Source organism: Burkholderia multivorans ATCC BAA-247 (genome assembly GCF_000959525.1).
Classification (GTDB): domain Bacteria; phylum Pseudomonadota; class Gammaproteobacteria; order Burkholderiales; family Burkholderiaceae; genus Burkholderia; species Burkholderia multivorans.
Genome location: NZ_CP009831.1, coordinates 1,779,863 through 1,798,436, shown reverse-complemented (window position 1 = coordinate 1,798,436; position 18,574 = coordinate 1,779,863). Strand labels below are relative to the sequence as shown.

At 67.4% G+C, this 18,574-nt stretch carries 19 protein-coding genes; 8 read left to right on the top strand and 11 right to left on the bottom strand.

The features are described 5' to 3' along the window. Nucleotides 1–158: 158 nt before the first annotated feature. Complete coding sequence (locus NP80_RS10125; protein ID WP_006409926.1) at nt 159–2,186, bottom strand: S9 family peptidase; 2,028 nt, start codon at nt 2,184–2,186, stop codon at nt 159–161. A 93-nt stretch (nt 2,187–2,279) separates the two neighbouring features. Next, nucleotides 2,280–2,423, bottom strand: a complete 144-nt coding sequence (locus tag NP80_RS31220; protein WP_006409932.1) for a hypothetical protein — start codon at nt 2,421–2,423, stop codon at nt 2,280–2,282. 588 nt (nt 2,424–3,011) lie between these two features. Between NP80_RS31220 and NP80_RS10120 the strand changes: the two genes are divergently transcribed. Beyond that, nucleotides 3,012–3,215, top strand: coding sequence for a hypothetical protein (locus NP80_RS10120; RefSeq protein ID WP_006403067.1), 204 nt, complete (start codon nt 3,012–3,014; stop codon nt 3,213–3,215). A 13-nt stretch (nt 3,216–3,228) separates the two neighbouring features. Here the strand turns inward: NP80_RS10120 and NP80_RS10115 are convergent, their stop codons facing one another. Genes NP80_RS10115 through NP80_RS10105 form a run of 3 tightly spaced genes read right to left on the bottom strand, consistent with a single transcriptional unit; the run spans nt 3,229 to nt 6,914 of the window. Beyond that, nucleotides 3,229–3,912 (bottom strand): Fe2+-dependent dioxygenase, encoded by a 684-nt coding sequence (locus NP80_RS10115; RefSeq protein WP_006409924.1) that lies wholly within the window; start codon nt 3,910–3,912, stop codon nt 3,229–3,231. Further along, nucleotides 3,909–4,664, bottom strand: a complete 756-nt coding sequence (locus tag NP80_RS10110) for a tetratricopeptide repeat protein (RefSeq protein WP_006403069.1) — start codon at nt 4,662–4,664, stop codon at nt 3,909–3,911. Before NP80_RS10110 ends, NP80_RS10115 begins: the two co-directional genes overlap by 4 nt. Before the next feature lie 3 nt (nt 4,665–4,667). After that, nucleotides 4,668–6,914: a TonB-dependent receptor gene (locus tag NP80_RS10105; protein WP_006403070.1), complete on the bottom strand. Its 2,247-nt coding sequence runs from the start codon at nt 6,912–6,914 to the stop codon at nt 4,668–4,670. A 283-nt stretch (nt 6,915–7,197) separates the two neighbouring features. Here NP80_RS10105 and NP80_RS10100 point away from each other — a divergent pair, with 283 nt between their 5' ends. Continuing rightward, nucleotides 7,198–7,371, top strand: coding sequence for a FitA-like ribbon-helix-helix domain-containing protein (locus NP80_RS10100; RefSeq protein ID WP_174328801.1), 174 nt, complete (start codon nt 7,198–7,200; stop codon nt 7,369–7,371). Beyond that, nucleotides 7,368–7,787: a type II toxin-antitoxin system VapC family toxin gene (locus NP80_RS10095; RefSeq protein WP_006409935.1), complete on the top strand. Its 420-nt coding sequence runs from the start codon at nt 7,368–7,370 to the stop codon at nt 7,785–7,787. The genes NP80_RS10100 and NP80_RS10095 overlap by 4 nt, the downstream gene beginning before the upstream one ends. A 132-nt stretch (nt 7,788–7,919) precedes the next feature. On the opposite strand, the gene NP80_RS10090 is transcribed toward NP80_RS10095, so the two are convergent. Continuing rightward, nucleotides 7,920–9,215 (bottom strand): aspartate carbamoyltransferase, encoded by a 1,296-nt coding sequence (locus NP80_RS10090; RefSeq protein WP_035487510.1) that lies wholly within the window; start codon nt 9,213–9,215, stop codon nt 7,920–7,922. Between the two features lie 232 nt (nt 9,216–9,447). Here NP80_RS10090 and NP80_RS10085 point away from each other — a divergent pair, with 232 nt between their 5' ends. Then, nucleotides 9,448–9,582 carry an entericidin A/B family lipoprotein gene (locus NP80_RS10085; protein ID WP_006409923.1) on the top strand — a complete coding sequence of 45 codons (135 nt, stop codon included), beginning with the start codon at nt 9,448–9,450 and terminating at the stop codon, nt 9,580–9,582. 93 nt (nt 9,583–9,675) lie between these two features. On the opposite strand, the gene NP80_RS10080 is transcribed toward NP80_RS10085, so the two are convergent. From NP80_RS10080 to NP80_RS10070, 3 genes are all read right to left on the bottom strand, one after another. Further along, the gene (locus NP80_RS10080) at nt 9,676–10,251 is read right to left on the bottom strand and encodes a hypothetical protein (RefSeq protein ID WP_006409927.1); all 576 of its coding nucleotides are present in this window, start codon (nt 10,249–10,251) and stop codon (nt 9,676–9,678) included. 203 nt (nt 10,252–10,454) lie between these two features. Then, entirely contained in the window at nt 10,455–11,405 is a 951-nt protein-coding gene (locus NP80_RS10075) for a DMT family transporter (protein ID WP_172488721.1), read from the bottom strand. Nucleotides 11,406–11,895: 490 nt separating this feature from the next. Continuing rightward, nucleotides 11,896–12,690, bottom strand: coding sequence for an AraC family transcriptional regulator (locus NP80_RS10070; RefSeq protein ID WP_006409930.1), 795 nt, complete (start codon nt 12,688–12,690; stop codon nt 11,896–11,898). A gap of 168 nt (nt 12,691–12,858) precedes the next feature. Between NP80_RS10070 and NP80_RS10065 the strand changes: the two genes are divergently transcribed. The 3 genes from NP80_RS10065 to NP80_RS10050 all read left to right on the top strand — a co-directional run bounded on the left by NP80_RS10065 (nt 12,859) and on the right by NP80_RS10050 (nt 15,931). Next, the gene (locus NP80_RS10065; protein WP_006409928.1) at nt 12,859–13,689 is read left to right on the top strand and encodes a MoaF C-terminal domain-containing protein; all 831 of its coding nucleotides are present in this window, start codon (nt 12,859–12,861) and stop codon (nt 13,687–13,689) included. Then, entirely contained in the window at nt 13,686–14,495 is an 810-nt protein-coding gene (locus NP80_RS10060; RefSeq protein ID WP_006409922.1) for an SDR family oxidoreductase, read from the top strand. Before NP80_RS10065 ends, NP80_RS10060 begins: the two co-directional genes overlap by 4 nt. 722 nt (nt 14,496–15,217) lie before the next feature. After that, nucleotides 15,218–15,931 carry an SDR family NAD(P)-dependent oxidoreductase gene (locus tag NP80_RS10050; protein WP_006403081.1) on the top strand — a complete coding sequence of 238 codons (714 nt, stop codon included), beginning with the start codon at nt 15,218–15,220 and terminating at the stop codon, nt 15,929–15,931. A 48-nt stretch (nt 15,932–15,979) separates the two neighbouring features. Here NP80_RS10050 and NP80_RS10045 read toward each other — a convergent pair whose 3' ends face one another. Next, a complete protein-coding gene (locus tag NP80_RS10045) occupies nt 15,980–16,282 on the bottom strand; it encodes an H-NS histone family protein (RefSeq protein WP_006409555.1) in 303 nt (100 codons plus the stop codon). Between the two features lie 559 nt (nt 16,283–16,841). Here NP80_RS10045 and NP80_RS10040 point away from each other — a divergent pair. Then, nucleotides 16,842–17,039, top strand: coding sequence for an oxidoreductase-like domain-containing protein (locus NP80_RS10040; protein WP_006396667.1), 198 nt, complete (start codon nt 16,842–16,844; stop codon nt 17,037–17,039). Nucleotides 17,040–17,064: 25 nt separating this feature from the next. Here NP80_RS10040 and NP80_RS10035 read toward each other — a convergent pair whose 3' ends face one another. Continuing rightward, the gene (locus tag NP80_RS10035; protein ID WP_006409549.1) at nt 17,065–18,528 is read right to left on the bottom strand and encodes an MFS transporter; all 1,464 of its coding nucleotides are present in this window, start codon (nt 18,526–18,528) and stop codon (nt 17,065–17,067) included. Between the last annotated feature and the right edge of the window lie 46 nt (nt 18,529–18,574).

Sequence of the window (18,574 nt, the reverse complement as noted above, 5' to 3'; positions counted from 1 at the left end):
GACGGGTGGAAAGAATGCCGGCGCGCGTTTCGATCGGCGGTGCGCGGTCGATAGCCGATGCGCGCTCACGCGTCCGTCGCAATGTGTCGCACGGTTGCGCAATCGTGCGTGACGGTTTCGTCGCATGAAAACGCGGATTTCCGCGATCGGCGTTTCCGCTACGACGCGCGCGACGTCGTTCGACCGGACGCTTCCGCCTGCGCGGCACTGCCGTGTTCGCCGTCGGGATGCAGCGGCCGGTCGATCCATTTTTCGAGCCAGCCGATCAGGCGCTCGAGCATGTCCTTGCGATGCGACGGCCGCCCGGACTCGAAGAAGTGATGGCTGCCGCCCGGATAGGTGACGAGTTCGACCGGCGTGGCGGTCGCACTCATGATGCCGGTAAACAGCTCCTCGGCCTGGGACACCGGGCAGCGTTCGTCGCGCTCGCCCTGCAGGATCAGCGTCGGCGTGCGCACGTGCTCGACGTAGCTGAGCGGCGACAGGTCGCGCATCGCGTCGCGTTTGACGCTCAGCTCGCCGTACATCGAGTAGCAGTCGGAGTAGTAGCCGCTGTCCGATACCGCGAAGTGCGACTCGATGTCGGCGACCGGCGCGCAGACGGCCGCCGCGCGAAATGCCGTCGTATTGCCGACTGCCCATGCGCCGAGGAAGCCGCCGTACGATTTACCGGCGATCGCGACGCGTTCGTCGGCGCAGCCTTCGTTGCGCAGCGCGTCGACGGCCGCGAGCTGCTGATCGAGGTCGCACTTGCCCCACTTCTTGCGCGCGCGCGAACTGAAGTCGCGTCCGTAGCTGCTCGAGCCGACCGGATTCAACGCGAGCACCGCCCATCCGCGCGAAATCAGGATCGGCCAGTAGACATGCCAGTTGAAGCTCAGCAACGCGTAGCTCGCGGGGCCGCCGTGCACGTCGACGAGAACCGGCCGCGCACCTTTCGCGCCGGGCGCGGTCAGCCACCATCCGTCAACACGTTCGGTGCCGCCGCGTTCATCAGGCACGTCGAACCGGCGCATCGTGACGTCCGGCATCGTCCTGTCGCGCCACCATGGATTGAAGTCGGTCAGGCGTCGCTCGCCGCTGCCGTCGAGCGCGGCGGTCCAGATGTCGGCCGGCGTGCGCGCGTCGTCGGACGTGTAGAGCAGACCGTTCGCGCCGAGTGCGAAGCGGCCGACCTGGCGGTCGCCGGTTATGACGCGCCGAAGTGTGCCGTCGGCCACGGCGATCGACGCGACTTCCTGTCGTCCGTGGTGCGCGAGCACGAAGTACAGGCGCGTGGAATCGTGCGACCAGAAGACCGTGCGGCCCGATACGATCTCGATGTCGTCGTCGCCGAGCGCGCGCGTGTCGCCTGTGCGCACGTCGTGCAGCCACAGACGCATCTGCGCGTCGCCGTCGTGTTCGCTGCCGATCAGCGCGATGAAGCGGCCGTCGGGGGACCAGCGCGGAAAGGCGGCCGATGCGATCGTCGACGTCAGCTGTCGCGCATTGCCGCCGTCCGCGTCGACGACCCACACGTCCGTGCGATGCGCGAAGCGTCCGTCGCGCGTGCGCGTGAACGCGATGCGTTGGCCGTCGGGAGACCAGTCGGCCTCGCTCACTTCGAACGATCCTCGCGTCAGCCGGCGCGATGCGCCGGTTTGCGCGTCGATCGTATGGAGGTGGATCTCGGTGTCGAGCGTGTAGCCGACGCCATCGAGCTTGTAAGGCAGCCGCCATACGACGCGCGGCGCGTCGGCCGGGCGGTCGGCGGCTTCGTCGCTATCGTCGTGCGTGTTGCCGCGTTGCTCGGGGTCCGCCGCGATCGTGCACAACGCGAGCAGCTGCTTGCCGTCCGGCGACCATTCGAACGACATCACGCCCGACGGCAGATCGGTCACGCGTCGCGCTTCGCCGCCGTCGGTCCGGATCGCGTGGATCTGGCGGCCGCTGCCGCGGTCCGACAGGAATGCCAGCGCCTGTTCGCCGGGACACCAGCGCGGATGCGAATCGGCGTTGCCGAACGTGAGTTGTCGAGGCGGCCGGCCGCCGTCGATATCAACGAGCCATAGCGCGCTGCGGTAGTCGTCGGCATCGCGATCGGGCGTCGACAGTTCACAGACGGCCAGATCGCCCTCGAAGCGGCACTGCAAATCGACGATGTCGCGGTAGAGATAGAGATCGTCGGGCTCGAATGGTTGCGGCATGGTCGTGATCTCCGGCGAAGTGGGCCCGGCAGGCGAGTCGCCCCCCGCAGCGCGCGGGGGGCTTGTTGCTGTTCTAGCGGCGACCGCATAACGTCACTTCTTTTCGTTGCGACGCTGTTCTTCCTGACGGTTTTCGCTGCGCTTCTCGTTACGATTCTCCTGTTTCTCGTTGCGCTCCTTTTCGTGATGCTCGCTGCGTTCTTTCCGCTCGCTGTGCTGGTGTTCCTGATTCGCCATGATCCTTCTCCAGTGGTTGAGCGCGTCGATGGACGCGGAACGGATAGAGCATCGCGCGTGCCGCCGAGCGGCGATGTCGAAGCCGACGGGCGAATCTGCATGCGCGACGTGAATCGACCGTGTACGTGAATCCAAGTGAAGCGGAACAAGGGAAACCCATGATCGCGTGCCGCCCGCATTACATTTCGTATTGCAGAATTTGCATCGGTCGGCGTTCCGATACGCGTTTTGCGCGGGAATCGGGTGACCGTCCGACCACGCCGGCATCGCGGCACTGTGGGTATGGGCGATGCTCGACACCGTAGGCCGTGATCGGAAACGTGCAGGTGTGCGCGCGAGCGTACGCGTGTTTGTGTTCGAGTTCGTGTTCTCGAAAGGGCGCGATCCGCGTGCGCGACGTGCCGGCGCGCATCGCGAAAGGGACACACGCCGCTTGCCGCGGATGCCCGCCGTACGCTCTCGGCACGAATCATTGTCGGCACGCGGCATCGCTGCTGCGTGCGTTGTCAGCATCGTCGACGCAACCGGATCGCGTTATTGAACGCCGCGGCCGTTGCGTGACGACCGGACCCTTCATGGAGAGAGCGAATGGAAGATTACGCCGGGAAGTCTCAGGACGAACGCGTCGCGGCGCGCAAGGGCAAGCCCGTCGCCGCGCAGGAGCAGCCGGGCGGCGACATGGCCGTGCCGGGCACGATGCCCGACGCGACACATAGCAGCGGCGAACTGTCGGAGGCCGGCAAGGCGCAGTGGAGACAGGGCAATACGGCGGGCCGCAAACCGGGCGAGTGAGCGCTGCGCCGCGCTAGGCGTCGGCCCACTTGCGCAACAGATTGTGATAGATGCCGGTCAGTGCGATCACCGTCGGATCCTTCGCGCCTTTTTCGGCGGACAGCGTCTGAATCTGCGTGTCGAGCTGGAACAGCAGCGTGCGGTCGCCGTCGTCGCGCACCATGCTCTGAATCCAGAAGAACGACGCGACGCGCTCGCCGCGCGTCACGGGTGTCACGTGATGCAGGCTCGACGCCGGATACAGCACGAGATCGCCGGCCGGCAGCTTCGCACGATGCACGCCGTACGTGTCTTCCACGCAGAGCTCGCCGCCGTCGTACGTGTCGGGCTCGGCGAGAAATAGTGTGGCCGACAGATCGCTGCGCACGCGGAAATCGGTGCCGCGCAACAGCCGGATCGCATTGTCGACGTGCGTGCCGAACGCCTCGCCGCCCGCATAGCGATTGAACAGCGGCGGAAACACCTTCAGCGGCAGCGCAGCGGAAAAGAACAGCGGATGGCGCGCGAGCGCGTCCTGAATCGCATCGCCGACCGCGCGCGCGACCGGCGAGCCTTCGGGCAGCTGCCGGTTGCGCTTCGCGAGCGCGGACTGCGCACCCGACGTCGCATTGCCGTCGATCCATTCGGCCGCATCGAGCATCTCTCGACAGCGTGCAACCTGCGCTTGGGTCAGCACGCCCGGAACGTGCAGCATCATGTGGCGGACTCCATGTCGTGCGACGACAGCTGCATGGCTGCCGCGCGAAATGCGTCGAGCGGCGACGACGCGAGATAGGCGCGCATCTTCGCGACGAACGCGGGCGTGGCGGTGGCGGGCACGCGCGCGAGCCACGCGAGTGCTTCGTCGATGCGCCCGCGCTCGCCGAGCAGCCGCGCATAGTTGAATTGCCCGCGAAAATCGCCTGCTTCGGCGGCGCGGCGATAGTGGTCGAACGCGGCGTCGCGGTCGACGTCGACGACCCAGCCGTCTTCATAGAAGCCGCCGATCAGATTGATCGATTTCGCGTGTCCGAGCGCGGCCGCGCGCCGGAACCAGTCGAGCGCTTCCGCGCGGTTCTCGTCGATGCCGTTGCCGAGCGCGAGCGCGGTCGCGTAGTTGTACATGCCCCAGTCGAGCCCCGCTTGCGCGGCGAGGCGATACCAGTACACGGCAACGGGCGCGCACGCGGCCGTGCCCCAGCCGAATTCGTAGCAGCGCCCGAGCATGTTCATCGCCATCGGATGACCGGCCCGCGCCGCGTGCGCGAACCAGCGGAACGCGGCGGCCGGATCGCGCGGCACGCCGCGGCCGTCGAGCAGGTACTGCCCGTAGACGGCCTGCGCCTCGACGATGCCGTTGTCGGCGGCCGCCGCGACCCACGCGGCCGCGCGCTCGGGCGGCCCGGCCAGAATCGCGGCGAACTCGCGCGGCGAGACCGATGCGAGCGCCTTCAGCGATACGGCTTCCATCGATCAGTAGCGTGCGTTCAGCGTGACGAACGCGGAGCGGCCCGGCGCGATCGACGCGTAGTGCGCCGGATACGCCTGATCGAAGTACGTGCGGTTGAACAGGTTGTTCACGTTCAGCTGCAGGTCGAGCTTCTTGTTGATGCGGTACTGCGCCATCGCATCGAAGCGCCAGTACGACGGCACCGCGCGCAGGTTAGCCGGATCGCCGAACACTTCCGACATGTAGAACGCGCCGCCGCCGACCGTGAACTTCGGCGTGACGTCGTAGTTCGTCCACATCGTGAAGCTGTGCTTCGGCGTATTCGGGAAGCGATGGCCGTTGTTCGCGGTGTCCTTGCCGTTGTCGCGCAGTTCGCTCTTCATGTACGTGTAGCCGCCGAACACCTGCCACTGTTTCGTGAGCTGGCCCGCGACGCCGAGCTCGAGGCCCTGCACGCGCTTGTTGCCCACCATCGCGTACTGGTTGTTCGGCAGCGTCACGCGCGCGTTCGTCGTGTCGATCTGGAACAGCGCGGCCGTCAGCGACAGCTTGTCGTTCAGCACGTTCCACTTCGTGCCGACCTCGATGCTGCGGTTCTTCTCGGGCGACAGCTGATCGGCGTTCGAACCGACGCCGCCGCGGCCCGGCGTGAGCGATTGCGTCTCGCTGCCTTCGCCGAGCAGCATCCCGGCCGGCGTCGACGACGTCGCGTACGACGCATAGATGCTGCCGTTCTGCGCGGGCTTGAACACCGCGCCGAGCTGCCAGTTGAACAGCGTGTCGTCGCGCGTGTAGGTCTTGCCGCCGTTCGCCTTCGTATCGGTGAAGCGCGTCGAATAATCGTCGACGCGCACGCCGGCATTGAGCTGCCAGCGCGGCGTCAGCTCGATCGTGTCGAAGCCGTAGATCGACTTCGTCGTGGTGCGCGCATGCGCATAGTCGTTGTTGCGCGAGATCGAACCGGCCCACGGATCGGCCGGGTTCGGCGACCACAGGCTCGTGCAGTTGTAGCCGGACGGTGCGCCGATGCCGTTGTTGCAGATCGCGCCGGTGCCGGTCGCGACCTTGTACGTGTCGCGCTTGCCCCATTCGCGCGACAGCTCGATGCCGGTCGTGAAGCTGTGCTTGAACGGGCCGGTGCGAAACTCGCCGAACAGCTCGGTCTGGTTCGCGATGCTGTTGATCGAACTGTTGCGGTTGTTGTTGCGGCGCCAGACCTTGCCGTTGATCACGTTGCCCTGGCTGTCGTCGGGCTGCGTCCAGATGTAGTCCTGCGTCGATTCGGTGTAGCGCGTCGTGTTGCGCACGGTCAGCGCCGGCGTGATGTCGTGCTCGATTCGCAGCGTGCTGATGTCCGACGTCGTCTTGCGGAAGTCGCGGTCGATCAGGCCGTAGAAGTTGTGGCGATCGACCGGCGCCGGATAGATCGTGTCGACGTTCGCGGGCTTGTTCGTCGTCGTGTAGAAGTACGGAATGCCGCTGTCGGGCAGGTCGTCCGTCGACAGATGGTAGTAGCTCGCGGTCACGCGCGTCGGCGTGCCGAGGCCGAACGCGATCGACGGTGCGACGCCCCAGCGTTCGTTGTTCACGGCGTCGCGGCCCGCCACGTCGTTGTTGTGGCTCATCAGGTTCAGCCGGAACGCCGCATGATCGGCGAACTGCCAGTTGCCGTCGGCGGTGAAGCGACGGTAGCGATCGGTGCCGAGCCCGGCGCTCGCGGCGGCCGTCGTGCCGAGGTGCGGCGCCTTCGTGATCAGGTTGATGCTGCCGCCCGCGCCGCCGCGCCCGCCGTATGCGCCGTCCGAGCCTTTCGTGATCTCGACGCGTTCGGTGTTGAAGATTTCGCGCGTGGTCGCGCCGGTGTCGCGCATGCCGTCGACGAACATGCTGCCCTGCGTGTCGTAGCCGCGGATGAACGGGCGGTCGCCGAGCGGGTTGCCGCCTTCGCCGGCGCCGAACGTGATGCCGGGCACGGTGCGCAGTGCTTCGGTCAGCGTCGACGCGCCGCTGGTCTGAATCAACTCCTGCGGAATCACGGTGACCGATTTCGGCGTGTCGACGAGCGGCGCGGTGAATTTGGCCGACGCGGAAAAATCGGCCTTGTAGCTGTGCTCGGCGCGGCCCTTGATCTCGATCGGCGCGAGATGGCCTTCGGCGTCCGCGGGCGCGGGCGGCGGTGCGCCGTCGGCGGCGAACGCGGGACTGGCGGCGAGCACGCTGCACAGGGTGGTGAATTTTCCGAGCTTCGACTCGTCGGAACGGGACTTCATGATGCGCTTCGACCTCGCTGTGTGCCCCGGAGGCGAACTGCTGCAGGATCCTGCATGCCGCCGGGAATTATTACGAATTCTTTTCAGCGCGCATTCTATGTAATTTTCTATTAAATGAGAAGCGTTCTTGTTCTCGTTTGTAAGGAAAACGTGCGTTGTAGCAATCGTGGGCGACGGATGGCGGCCAAACGGCCGACTGGGATGGTGCGGCCGCGCGGGCCAGAGTATTCGGACGTGATGCTATCCATCGCGACAGCATCGCGCCCTTCGGGTCCGCGCGGCGCTGCACGGGCGCAGTACCGAGGCAGAGGTGCGCGACATCCTCGAGCAGGCCGTGTTGTCGGAAGGGCGCGTGAAGCTGGGAACCTTGCTGGCGGAAATCGGGCGGGAGGCAGGCGGTGTCGATCTCGACATCCAGCGTGACAAGACGCGAACCGACCCGATGAGCTTCGAATGATCCTTGTCGATACGAACGTCATTTTCGAACCGCTGCGGCGCGAGCCGAGCGCGGCCGTGATCGAATGGCTCGACGCCCAGAACGTCGAGACGCTGTTCCTGGCCGCGATCAGCCTCGCCGAAATGCGCTTCGGTGTCGCGGCGCTGCCGGAAGGACGCCGGCGGGACTGGCTGGAGCAAAGCATCGAGCATCGTGTCGTGCCGGTGTTTCGCGGCCGGATCCTGCCGTTCGACGATGCCGCGGGCAAAGCCTATGCGCGCATTCGTGCGCACGCCCGTGCCGTCGGCAACGCGATCGCGCCGGCCGACGGCTACATTGCCGCGACGGCCGAGGCGAACGGCCTGATCGTCGCGACGCGCGACGTCGCGCCGTTCGAGGCCGCGGGCCTGCGCGTGATCGATCCGTGGGCGTCATAGGGCGCGCCAGCGCGTCAAGGTATCGCGTCGAAATTAAAACAGCGCGCCGGTGGCCCGGCGCGCTGTTCACGATGCGGTGCGCGGCACGCCGGCCCGACGCAATCGCGTCCCGGCCGGACGATTCCCCGGATATCAGTCGATCCCGTGAAACACGGCATCCTCCGGCCCCAGGTATGCCGGCGGTCGCCACGTCGCGTCGCGCATCGAATGCTGGACGAGGTTTTCGACGCCGAGCAGCACCGCAAAGATCGCCATGCGCACCGGAATGCCGTTGTCGGTCTGCCGGAAGATCGCGAGACGGGGATCGCGGTTCAGGTCCGTCGAGAGATCGTTCGCGCCGGGCCGGCTGTCGCGCGGCAGCGGATGCATGATCAGCGTGTCGGGTTTGCAGACCGTGTCGACGAGCGCCTGATTGATCTGAAAATCGGGCGTATAGCCTTCGAACGACTCGTCGGTGAAGCGCTCCTTCTGGATTCGCGTCGCATAGACGACGTCGGCGCCGCGCAGCCCCGCCGCGAGGTCGTTCGTCTGCTCGATCACGTGCCCGTTCGTCGCGATCTGATCGATGATGTAGGCGGGCATTTCGAGCGTCGGCGGCGACACCAGCGTGAACTTGAGCCCGCGGTAGAGCGCGAGCAGCTTGACGAGCGAATGCACGGTGCGGCCGTATTTGAGGTCGCCGACGAGCGCGATGTGGGCGCCGTCGACGATCTTGCCGAGCCGCGAGAACTCGCGCTGGATCGTATAGAGATCGAGCAGCGCCTGGCTCGGATGCTCGCCCGGGCCATCGCCGCCGTTGATCACCGGCAGATTGGTCGCGCGCGCGAATTCGGCGACCGAGCCTTTCTCCGGATGGCGGATCACGAGCGCGTCGACGTAGCCGGCCATCACGCGGCTCGTGTCGTAGATCGACTCGCCTTTCGCCATCGACGAGAACGTGAACCCGGTCGTATCGCAGACGGAACCGCCGAGCCGGCAGAACGCCGCGCCGAACGACACGCGCGTGCGCGTGCTGGCTTCGAAGAACAGGTTGCCGAGCACCGCGCCTTCGAGCACGCGCGAAATCTTGTGGCGGCGCGCGATAGGCTGCATGACGTCGGCGACGCGGAACAGCGCCTCGACCGACTCGCGCGAGAACTGGTCGACCGATAGTAGTTGCGGCTTGCCTTCGAACAGGAACTGCTTCGCGAGCCCCTGGTTATCTACGCGTTGCGTATAGATTTCGCCTTCCGGCGCCGCGCGCTCGACGATCTCCGACACGAACCGCTCGACGATTTCCGGCATGCCGCGCGACTCCTGCGAATCGTCGGGTAGCAGCCACGTATCAAGCGCACGGCGGCTCACGCCGATACGGTTCGCGAACGCTTCGCGCGTCATGTTGAGGCGGCGCATCGCGTCGCGGAGGAAGGCTTGCTGAGGAACGGGCATCGGCGGCACCTGATGAAAAATATACGCGGTGCGTATATTAGTCGCGCATGAGCCGAAGTCAAGAAAAATCTCGCGCCGGACCGTGTCGCGCGCACGATACGGTGCGCGTTCGTACTGGCGTGCGGCGGACGGCTCCGTATAATCAGGTCAGGCCCCGTGTCCTGCATCGTGCAGGGCGCCATGCCGCCAACCGTTTGCCCGCTCGGGTGCACTGATTACAAGGAGAACGAGAATGACGCGTACGATTGCTGCGATGCTGCTGGTGATGACTGCCGCAATGGCCGGCTGCAACACGGTCGCCGGCGTGGGCGAGGACATTTCGAAGGGCGGTCAGGCAATCAGCAACACGGCCGAAAAGGCGAAGTAAGCCGGCTGCCCGTCGAACGCAAAAGCGCCGTGCCGTCCCGCGATCGCGGGCGGCACGGCGCTTTTGCTTGTGCGTACGAAATGCGCGGCGCCGTTACGACGCGCGATCGACGAACGCATAGCGGCCGTCGACCTTGCGCGGCGTGAACCAGCCGTAGTCGGGGAACATCCGGTTGCGGACGAACCATACGTAGCCGATCAGCACGGCCGTGACCGCGAGCGTCGGCAGCGCGGTCGACGGATCGTGCGTCAGGTCCGCGATGGTCTTCGGCAGCTGCAGCAGCGATAGCGCGATGAACGCGTGATACGCGCCGACGCGGTGTGTCGCGAATCCCCAGATAAACAGCAGCGCCAGCGGCACGGTCAGCGCGACAAAGAGCAGCGTGACGCTCTGGCCGCTCCCGCGCGACGAGCCGAGCCGGCCGGCGAGTTCGAACAGGGAATAGGCGATATCGAGACTGATCACCAACTGCACGACCGCGATGCCGATCAGGATCCGGACGTGCACCTTGTTGCGTCGGCATCGTTCCGGATCGGGCCGTGATGCAATCAGCCGCGCGAGCACGCGATCCTTGAGACCTTGCCCGGACAGATCTGCGAGCACCTCGGCTTTCATCGTTCCCCCGGCGAGCAGCGCCGCGATTTTTGCTTTCGCTTCCTTCTTGTTCATTGCGTGACGGATGGTTGTCGACAGTGGTCAAAAGGCCCGGCCACGCGAATATTGCACCTCGCGGGAGGCGACGCAACGGTTTTGCGGCGCGCGGAAACATTCCTACAGTCGTGGTGAACGCGCATCGGCGCATCGGCGCATCGCCGCATCGCGCGACGCGCGAGCACCGCAGCGTCGCGTGCTTCGTGCAGGGCGACGGCGCGTCATTCCGCGGCGGCGCGCGCTGGCGGCGCGGGGTCGGCATGGCACTGCGCGTCCGCGTTCGTCGACGAATCGCGCCGCCGCGTCGCGCCGACCAGCACGCCCGCCACGACGAGCGCGATGCCGGCGAGGCGCGTCGCGGTCAATGCGTCGCCGAACAGCGCGACCGCGAACAGCACGGCCGACACCGGCGCGATCGCCGTGAACAGCGCGGCCTCGGTGCCGCTCGTGCGCGCCGAGCCCGCATACCAGCACACGTAGCCGAGTACGGTCGGCACCAGTGCGTAATAGGCAATCGCCGACACTGCGCCAAACGTCCAGCCCGACACGACGGCCCGCCATTCGAACGCGGCCGGTATCAGCGCGAGCACGAAGCCGAGCGCCGACATCGCGGCGGACAGCGTCAGCGGCGGCAGCGGTGCGGTCAGCCGCCGGTTCAGCAGAATGAACACCGCTTCGCACGCGACCGCGGCGAGCACGAGCGCATCGCCGACGAGCGCGCGCAGCGACGGCATCGCATGGCCGGGTGCGAACGTGACGAACAGCACGCCCGACGTGGCAAGCGCCGCGGCGACCCAGTCGCGCCGCGTCTGCCGCTCGCGCAGTACGACGGCCGCGATCAGCGTCGACATCGCGGGCAGCGTGCCCAACATCACGCCTGCGTCGATCGGCGACGCGAGCTTCGTGCCGCAGATCAGCAGCACCGTATAGCCGACGCCGCCGGCGGCCGCCTGGATCACGAGCAGCACGGCGTCGCGCGTGGACGGCCGCGTCCAGCGAAGCCGCCGCATGCGCATCAGCGCGATCAGCAACGGCGTCGCGATCAGGAAACGCAGCGCGGTCGCCGTGAACGGCGGAAGGCCGCCGGCCGCCACGCGGCTCGCGATGACGGTGCTGCCGACGCCTGCCATTGCGGCGGCGAGATAGAGATAGCCGATCAGTCGTGTCTTCATGCGCCGCATCGTCGCGTGTGGCGCGGTGCGGCGTCTTGAACGAAATTGCAGCGGTGAAGGAGCGGTGATGTGGGCGCGATGCGGTGGCGATGGGGCGGCTATGCGGAGGCGATGCGGAGGGGACGCAGAGGCGATGAAGCGGCGATGCAGCGGCCAAGCAAGGCCAAGCAAGGCCAAGCAAGGCCAAGCAAGAGCCAAGCAAAGGCCAAGCAAAGGGCCAAGCAAAGGGCCAAGCAAGGGCCAGCGGAAGCCAAGCAGAAGCCAACCGGTGCCGATGTGGTGGCAATGCGGTTGCGATGCAGCTGGCCAGATGCCGCGCGATGCTGGCCGTCGCGATCCTCTGACCCGCGCGGGGCCGTCGTGCCGTCGCACGCGCCGGCTTGCATCGGCCACGTCGACGGCAAAGCGCATGACCGTCGATCGCGCAATCGTCAACGTGTAGCGGCCTGTTGCGCGGCCGACGTCCTGCATGATGACGCCGTGCGGCCGATCACACCGCCTGCGCGAACCGCCCCGGCGTAATGCCGAACTGTCGCCCGAATGCGCGCGTCAGATGGCTCTGGTCCGCAAAGCCGGCCTCGGCCGCCGCCTCCGCGATCGGGCGGCCGCTCGCGAGCAGCGCACGGGCGAGCCGCGTGCGCGACTGAAGCAGATAGGCATGCGGCGTAATGCCGAGTTCGCGCGCGAAACCGCGCAGGAGCTGAAAGCGGCTGACGCCGCTGAGCGTCGCGAGTTCGGCGAGCGACACGGGCTCAGCAGGCGCCGCGTCGAGCCGCTCGCGCGCCGCTCGCACGGCCGGCGCGACGCCGGCGCTCGGCAGCGTGCGGTTCGCATGACGCGCCAGCAGATGTGCGACGACCGTCACGATCGCTTCGTCGCGAGCCAGCGGCGCGTCGGCGGATTCGACGATACGTGCATGCAGCTGCACCACCGCCGCGGCGAGCCGCGCGTCGCGCACCGCCGGATGCGCGAGTTCGATGCCGCCGAGCCCTTCCTCCGCCGCGATGCCGGCAACCAGCGACGGCGCGAGATACAGCATTCGCCAGCGCCGCGCCGCTCGCGTGCCGATCGGCATGCCGTCGTGCATCTCGCCCGGATTCACCATGACCGCGTCGCCGGCGCGCGCGTCGACTTGCCCTCGGCCGCTCCAGGACCGGTGCGCGCCGCTGACGATCACGCCGACGCCGAACTCGTCGTGTGCATGGCGCGGGAACGTGCGGTCGGACTCGAGGCTGATCGCTTCGATTCCGTCGCCGCTTCGCCGGTAATGGGTGACACGATGCATGGGGGCTCCTCGCGCCGGCCGCGGCGCAGATGCCGTGCACTTTAGCGCGTTCCGGCGCCGCGCGCGCTTCATCCGTTTGGCCGATACCGCGCGGCGTGCACAGCCGGCACGATGTGCGTGAGCAGCGTAGACGGCCCGCCGGGTCTGAAGCTGCATGGGAGACGGCAGATGGAACGACAGGATCCGGTATTCATTCAGGTCGGCGCGCTCGCCGACGGTTTTGCGCCCGAGGCCAACATTCTCGCGCCGGTCGACACGCTGGCCGGGCGCACGCTGACGCTCGACACGGCCGGCGGCGAATCGCGTGTCTATGCGTTCGAGCCGGGCGTCCTGCGCTGGCGCGATGCGGCGAGCGGCGACGGCGGCTTCGAGCCCTGCCGCGTGACGCGGCTGCGCGACGGGCTGCTGTTCGTCGACTACGTCGATTCGCGCGCCCGCGCAACGTCGATCAGCCTCGTGATCGATCTCGACCGCGGCGTGTGGACGTCGGTCGTCGGCACCTTGCCGACCGAGGCCGACACGCGCGTCGACGCCTTCACGCGCGTCATGCTCGGCCGACCGCTGACCGGCGTCGACGTCGCGTTCCGGCACGGCACGATAGCGGGCCACGCGCAGCCCGGGCCATTGCACGCGCCGACGCGCGAGCTGATCGGCAAGCGCGCGATGTATCGCTACAGCCCCACGGAATGCTACGAGCACATCTATCTGAACGAGCACTTCTATGCGTGGCAGTGCCTGCAGGGCGTCGAAAGCGGGCTCGCGGACGTCGACCGCTGCCATTACTTCCGGATCGCAGAGGCGCTCTATCTGTTCGTGTGGCGCGAGAAAGTGGTGCCGACGCTCGGCGTCGTGCTGATCGATCTCGCGCAGCACAAGACCGACGGCAAGATCTTCGGCTACGCGCAAGACGACTTCGGCACGCTGTCGAACTTCCCCGTCGGTGCGCATGCGCAGGTGCTGAACGAAACCGTGCATCCGCTCGACGGTGTGCAGCGATGACGGCCGCGCTCGGTAGCGGCCGCGTGCGCGCGGACTTCACCGGCCGCGTCGTGCTCGTGACGGGCGCGGCGCACGGCATCGGCGCCGCGATCGCGCGACGCTTCGCGGAATCCGACGCGTTCGTCGCGCTCGCGGATCTCGACGAAGCCGCCGCCGTCGCGCAGGTCGATGCGATCGCGCGCGCAGGCGGCGCCGCACGCGCGTACCGCGTCGATGCGGGAAACCGCGACGAGCTTTGTGCACTCGTTCGCGCGGTGGAGCGCGACGGCGGACGGCTCGACGTCGTCGTCCACAATGCCGCGTATTTTCCGCTGACGCCGTTCGTCGACATCGACGTGCAGACGCTCGAACGCACACTGTCGGTCAACCTGTCGGCACTGTTCTGGCTCGCGCAGGCGGCACTGCCCGCATTCGAACGTGCAGGAGGCGGGCGGCTGCTCGTGACGTCGTCGGTGACGGGGCCACGCGTCGCGTTTCCCGGGCTCGCGCACTACGCGGCATCGAAGGCCGGCGTGAACGGCTTCATTCGTGCGGCAGCGCTCGAGCTGGCGCGCCGCAACGTGACGGTCAACGGCGTCGAGCCGGGGATGATCCGCACCTCGGCGGCCGGCAATCTCGGCGATGCATCGGTTGCGGCGCGCATCGCGCGCGACATTCCGCTCGCGAGAATGGGCGAACCGGACGATATTGCGAACGCGATGCTCTATCTCGCGTCGGCCGATGCCGCGTACGTTACCGGGCAGACGATCGTCGTCGACGGCGGTGCGACGCTGCCCGAAAGCGGCGCCGCGCTCGATGCGATATAGCGCAAGGGCGCGTTTCGCCGCGCGACGCGCGGCGAGGGTTCGGGTCGTCGTTCGGGTGCGGTGCGGACAGGTCGACGCGGGCGCCGTGTCGAAGCCCGAGCGACGAGGACCGTCCTGATTTTCGGTCAGTGCATGGCCGTGTGCGCGACGACGCGCGATTCGCGTCGAACGCACTGCCGTGCCGGCAACGCCGTTATGCGGCAGCCCGGATGGGCCGCGATCGGTGCGCATTCGGCGATCCAGTGCATCGGCGGGTTGACGGCGAGCGCGCGTTTCGCGATGCTCCGGTCCGGTTCGCATCTCGGCAACGCGTGCAAGAGCCGCGCGTGCGTCGTGCGGCGCACGCAGCGCGCGAGTCGCGGTACGCTATCCGCGGGTCCGCAGGTCGGCAGGTCCGCAGGTCCGCAGGTCCGCAGGTCGGCAGGTCGGCAGGTCGGCAGGTCGGCAGGTCGGCACGTCGGCAGGTCGGCAAGTCACAGCGCGGCAGGTCGACAGCTCGGCGAGTTGGCGGTCGCAGATCGGCACGTCGGCAGATAGACAGCTCGGCAGCTCAGCGGGTTGGCAGTTCGACAGGTCGGTAGTTCGGCACACCGGCCGTGCGCCGTGACGGCGTCGGCCGCCGAGGTCACATCCAGCGTGACCCGTCCGTCGTCCTACGCCGCCCCCCGCGCACCGCATACACGCGCGGCACGCGAACCCGATCAATCACGGAGAGCAATTCGATGGAGCAACATATCAACGGAAAAGTCGTCGCGATCACCGGCGGCTTCGGCCATCTCGGCGTCGCGACGGCGGCATGGCTCGGCGCGCGAGGCGCCCGCGTCGCGCTGATCGGCCGCGGCGCCGCGCCCGACGCGAACGCGCTGCCCGACGTGCCGGCCACCGCGCTGCGGCTCGGCGGCATCGATCTCGTCGATCCGCAGGCCGCCGTGCACGCGCTCGACGCCGTGCATCGCCAGTTCGGCGGGGTCGACGCGCTGCTCAACATCGCGGGCGCATTCGTGTGGCAAACGATCGCGGACGGCGATGTCGACACCTGGGACCGCATGTACGCGCTGAACGTGAAAACGGCGCTGAATGCGTCGAAGGCCGCGCTGCCGTATCTGCTGCAGAGCGCCGCCGGCCGCATCGTCAATATCGGCGCGGGCGCGGCATCGAAGGCGGGCACCGGCATGGGCGCCTATGCCGCCGCGAAGGCCGGCGTCGCCCGGCTCACCGAGGCGCTGGCGGCCGAGCTGCTCGATCGCGGCATCACGGTGAACGCGGTCCTGCCAAGCATCATAGACACGCCGTCGAATCGCAGCGACATGCCCGACGCCGATTTCACGCGCTGGGTGCAACCGCAGCAGATCGCGGCGACGATCGGATTTCTGCTGTCGCCGGAAGCGCAGGCAATCTCGGGCGCCTCGATTCCGGTCGGCGGGCGCGTCCTGTAACGATTGCGCGCTCGGCGGCACGCCGGTGCGCGCCGCCTGCGCGGCACCTCATTCCTGGATCAGGAAGCGATCGCGATTCTTCACGTCCTTGATCCAGCCCGGTGCGCGGCCGCGCCCGGTCCATGTTTCTCCCGTCTTCGGGTTGCGGTACTTCGGCGCGGACGGCGTGGCGGCCTTGGTTCTGCCGGCGCGCTGCCGTCCGAAAATCTGCTCCGATGTAATGCCGTACTCGGCGACCTTTTCGCGGATCTCCGCGATCACGGCTTCCATTTCCGCAATGCGCGCGGCTTCCGCTTCTTTTTGCAATTTTGCAAGCTGCTCCTTCAGGTCCCTGTAATTTTTCGTCGGCATAGAGTCATCTCCATTGTTGTCGGCCGCGTCGATTCGCGGCGCGCAAATTATGCCATCCATTGAGGTCGCCAGAATCGATGAATTCCCGTGTCGGCTCGCCTGCGAGCATCAATTGCATGCGACGCGAGATGTCTGCATAAACCGTGCAAGGTTTGCGAGCCAGCGGAAAAGCCCGTATCTTCTGCAAAAAGGCCGTGAACCGGGGCTGAGGCAAGGAAAATCGTTGCGCACGCATTTGCAAGCGCATATCGATTTTTTGTATGGATTACAACGCGCTCGATTGCCTGCGGCGGCTATTCGCCAATGCGGATTTTTAACGTCGTTGCGCGAAGTATCGAAATAAGCCGGCATAGGCGGCCAATTCGCCAGAGACGCGGGCGGTACGCTTCGGACGAGAATGGTCACCAATAAATCGGAAGATTTTTCCAGTGCGAAGTCATTGAGGATGCGGGAACAGCGCGATGCACGGCAATCGCGCCGACGGCAATCGACGCAGACGGCGCCGCGCGTCGCTCGCCACGCGCTTATACTTGTCTTTTCCCGCCATTCGAGTCGCACCTTGTCAAACGCTGTCTCTCCGGATTCGTCGACCGACGATCCGCGTCCCACGCCGCCGCGCCAGCCCGAACTCGAAGAGTGCTGCAACAGCGGTTGTTCGCCGTGCATCTTCGACCTGTACTACGAGGCGATGGACGAATATCGCGCCGCGCTCGCCGCATGGGAAGCGCGGCACGCGAAACCCGAATCGCATCGTTGACGCATCGGCCGCGCCAGTCGCGCACCTACGCGGCCGCGGCATGCAGCCGTCGGTGGATTGGCCCGAGCGCGGCCGACAGCACGACGCATACGGCGAGGATCGCGCTCAGCGCAAACATCGACGTGCGGAACCCGCGCACGTAGTCGAGCGGGCCCGGCGTCGCGCCGAGCTGCGCGAAGAACATGCCGCCGAGCGTCGCGGCGCCGACGGCCGCACCGATCTGCAGTGCCGCCGTGACCATCCCGGAGGCGACACCCGCGCGCGACGCATCGACTTCGGCGAGCACGATCCGCACGACGGACGGCAGCACGAGGCCCTGTCCGATGCCGATCGCCGCGATGCCCGCATAGAAGCCGATGCCCGGCGCGCCGCTGCCAGCCAGCGCGGCCGCTGCGGCGACGCCTGCCGTCAGCATCGCGAAACCGAGCGTGAGCACGCGATAGCCGCCGAAGCGTCCGACGAGCCGCGGCATCAGCAGCGGGCTCGACAGAAAGCCGATGCCGAGCGGCAGGATCGCCGCGCCGGACGCGAGCGGCGACCAATGCAGGCATCCCTGCAGGTAGATGCCGTAGCTGAGGAAGAACGCGCTCAGCATGTAGAACAGGAACGCTAACGCGAGACCGAGTGCGACGACGGGATGCCGGAACAGCCGCAGGTCGAGCAGCGGATCGCGGCCGGCGGCGAGTTGCCGCGCTTCGACGGCGAGCAGCGCCGCGAGCATCGGTAGCGCGCCGATCGCGCACGCGACCATCCACATGGGCCAGCCGGCGTCGCGCCCGTGCGTGAGCGGGTACACGAGCATCAGCAGGAACAGCGACAGCAGCACGGTGCCCGGCACGTCGATGCGCTGGCCGCGCGGCGGCCGGTTTTCCGGGATGAAGCGCCAACTGCCGAGCAGCGCAAGTACGCCGATCGGCAGATTGACGAGGAAGATCGCGCGCCAGCCGAGCCCGAACGGATGCAGGTCGATCAGCGCGCCGCCGCCGAGCTGGCCGATCACCGCCGCGAGGCCGAACACGAAGCCGTAGAAGCCCATCACGCGCACCTGCTCCTGCGGCGTAAACACGCTGCGGATCGTCGCGAGCACCTGCGGCGCAAGGATCGCCGCGAACAGGCCCTGCAGCACGCGACCGCCGACCAGCACGGCGCCGCTGTCGGCGAGCCCGCACAGCGTCGAGGCGACGACGAAGCCCGCCATGCCGAGCATGAACATCCGCTTGCGGCCGTACAGATCGCCGAGACGGCCGCCGGTGATCTGCGCGACCGCGTTCGCGCAGGCATACGCCGACACGACGAGCTGCAGCTCGGCCGGCCGCGCGCCGATGCCGTCGCGGATCGCCGGCAGCGCGAGGTTGACGATGAAGTAGTCGAGCGGCGGCAGGATCGCGCCGACCAGCAGCACGACGAGCGCCCAGCCGTGGCGATTGTGCGGCGTGGCCGCCGGCGCGGCGCCGGCGGGCGCGCAGCGGGCAAGAAGGTTGTCCGTCATTGAGGAAGTCCAGAGAAAAAGGCCGCAAGCGGCCGTCGAGCGGACA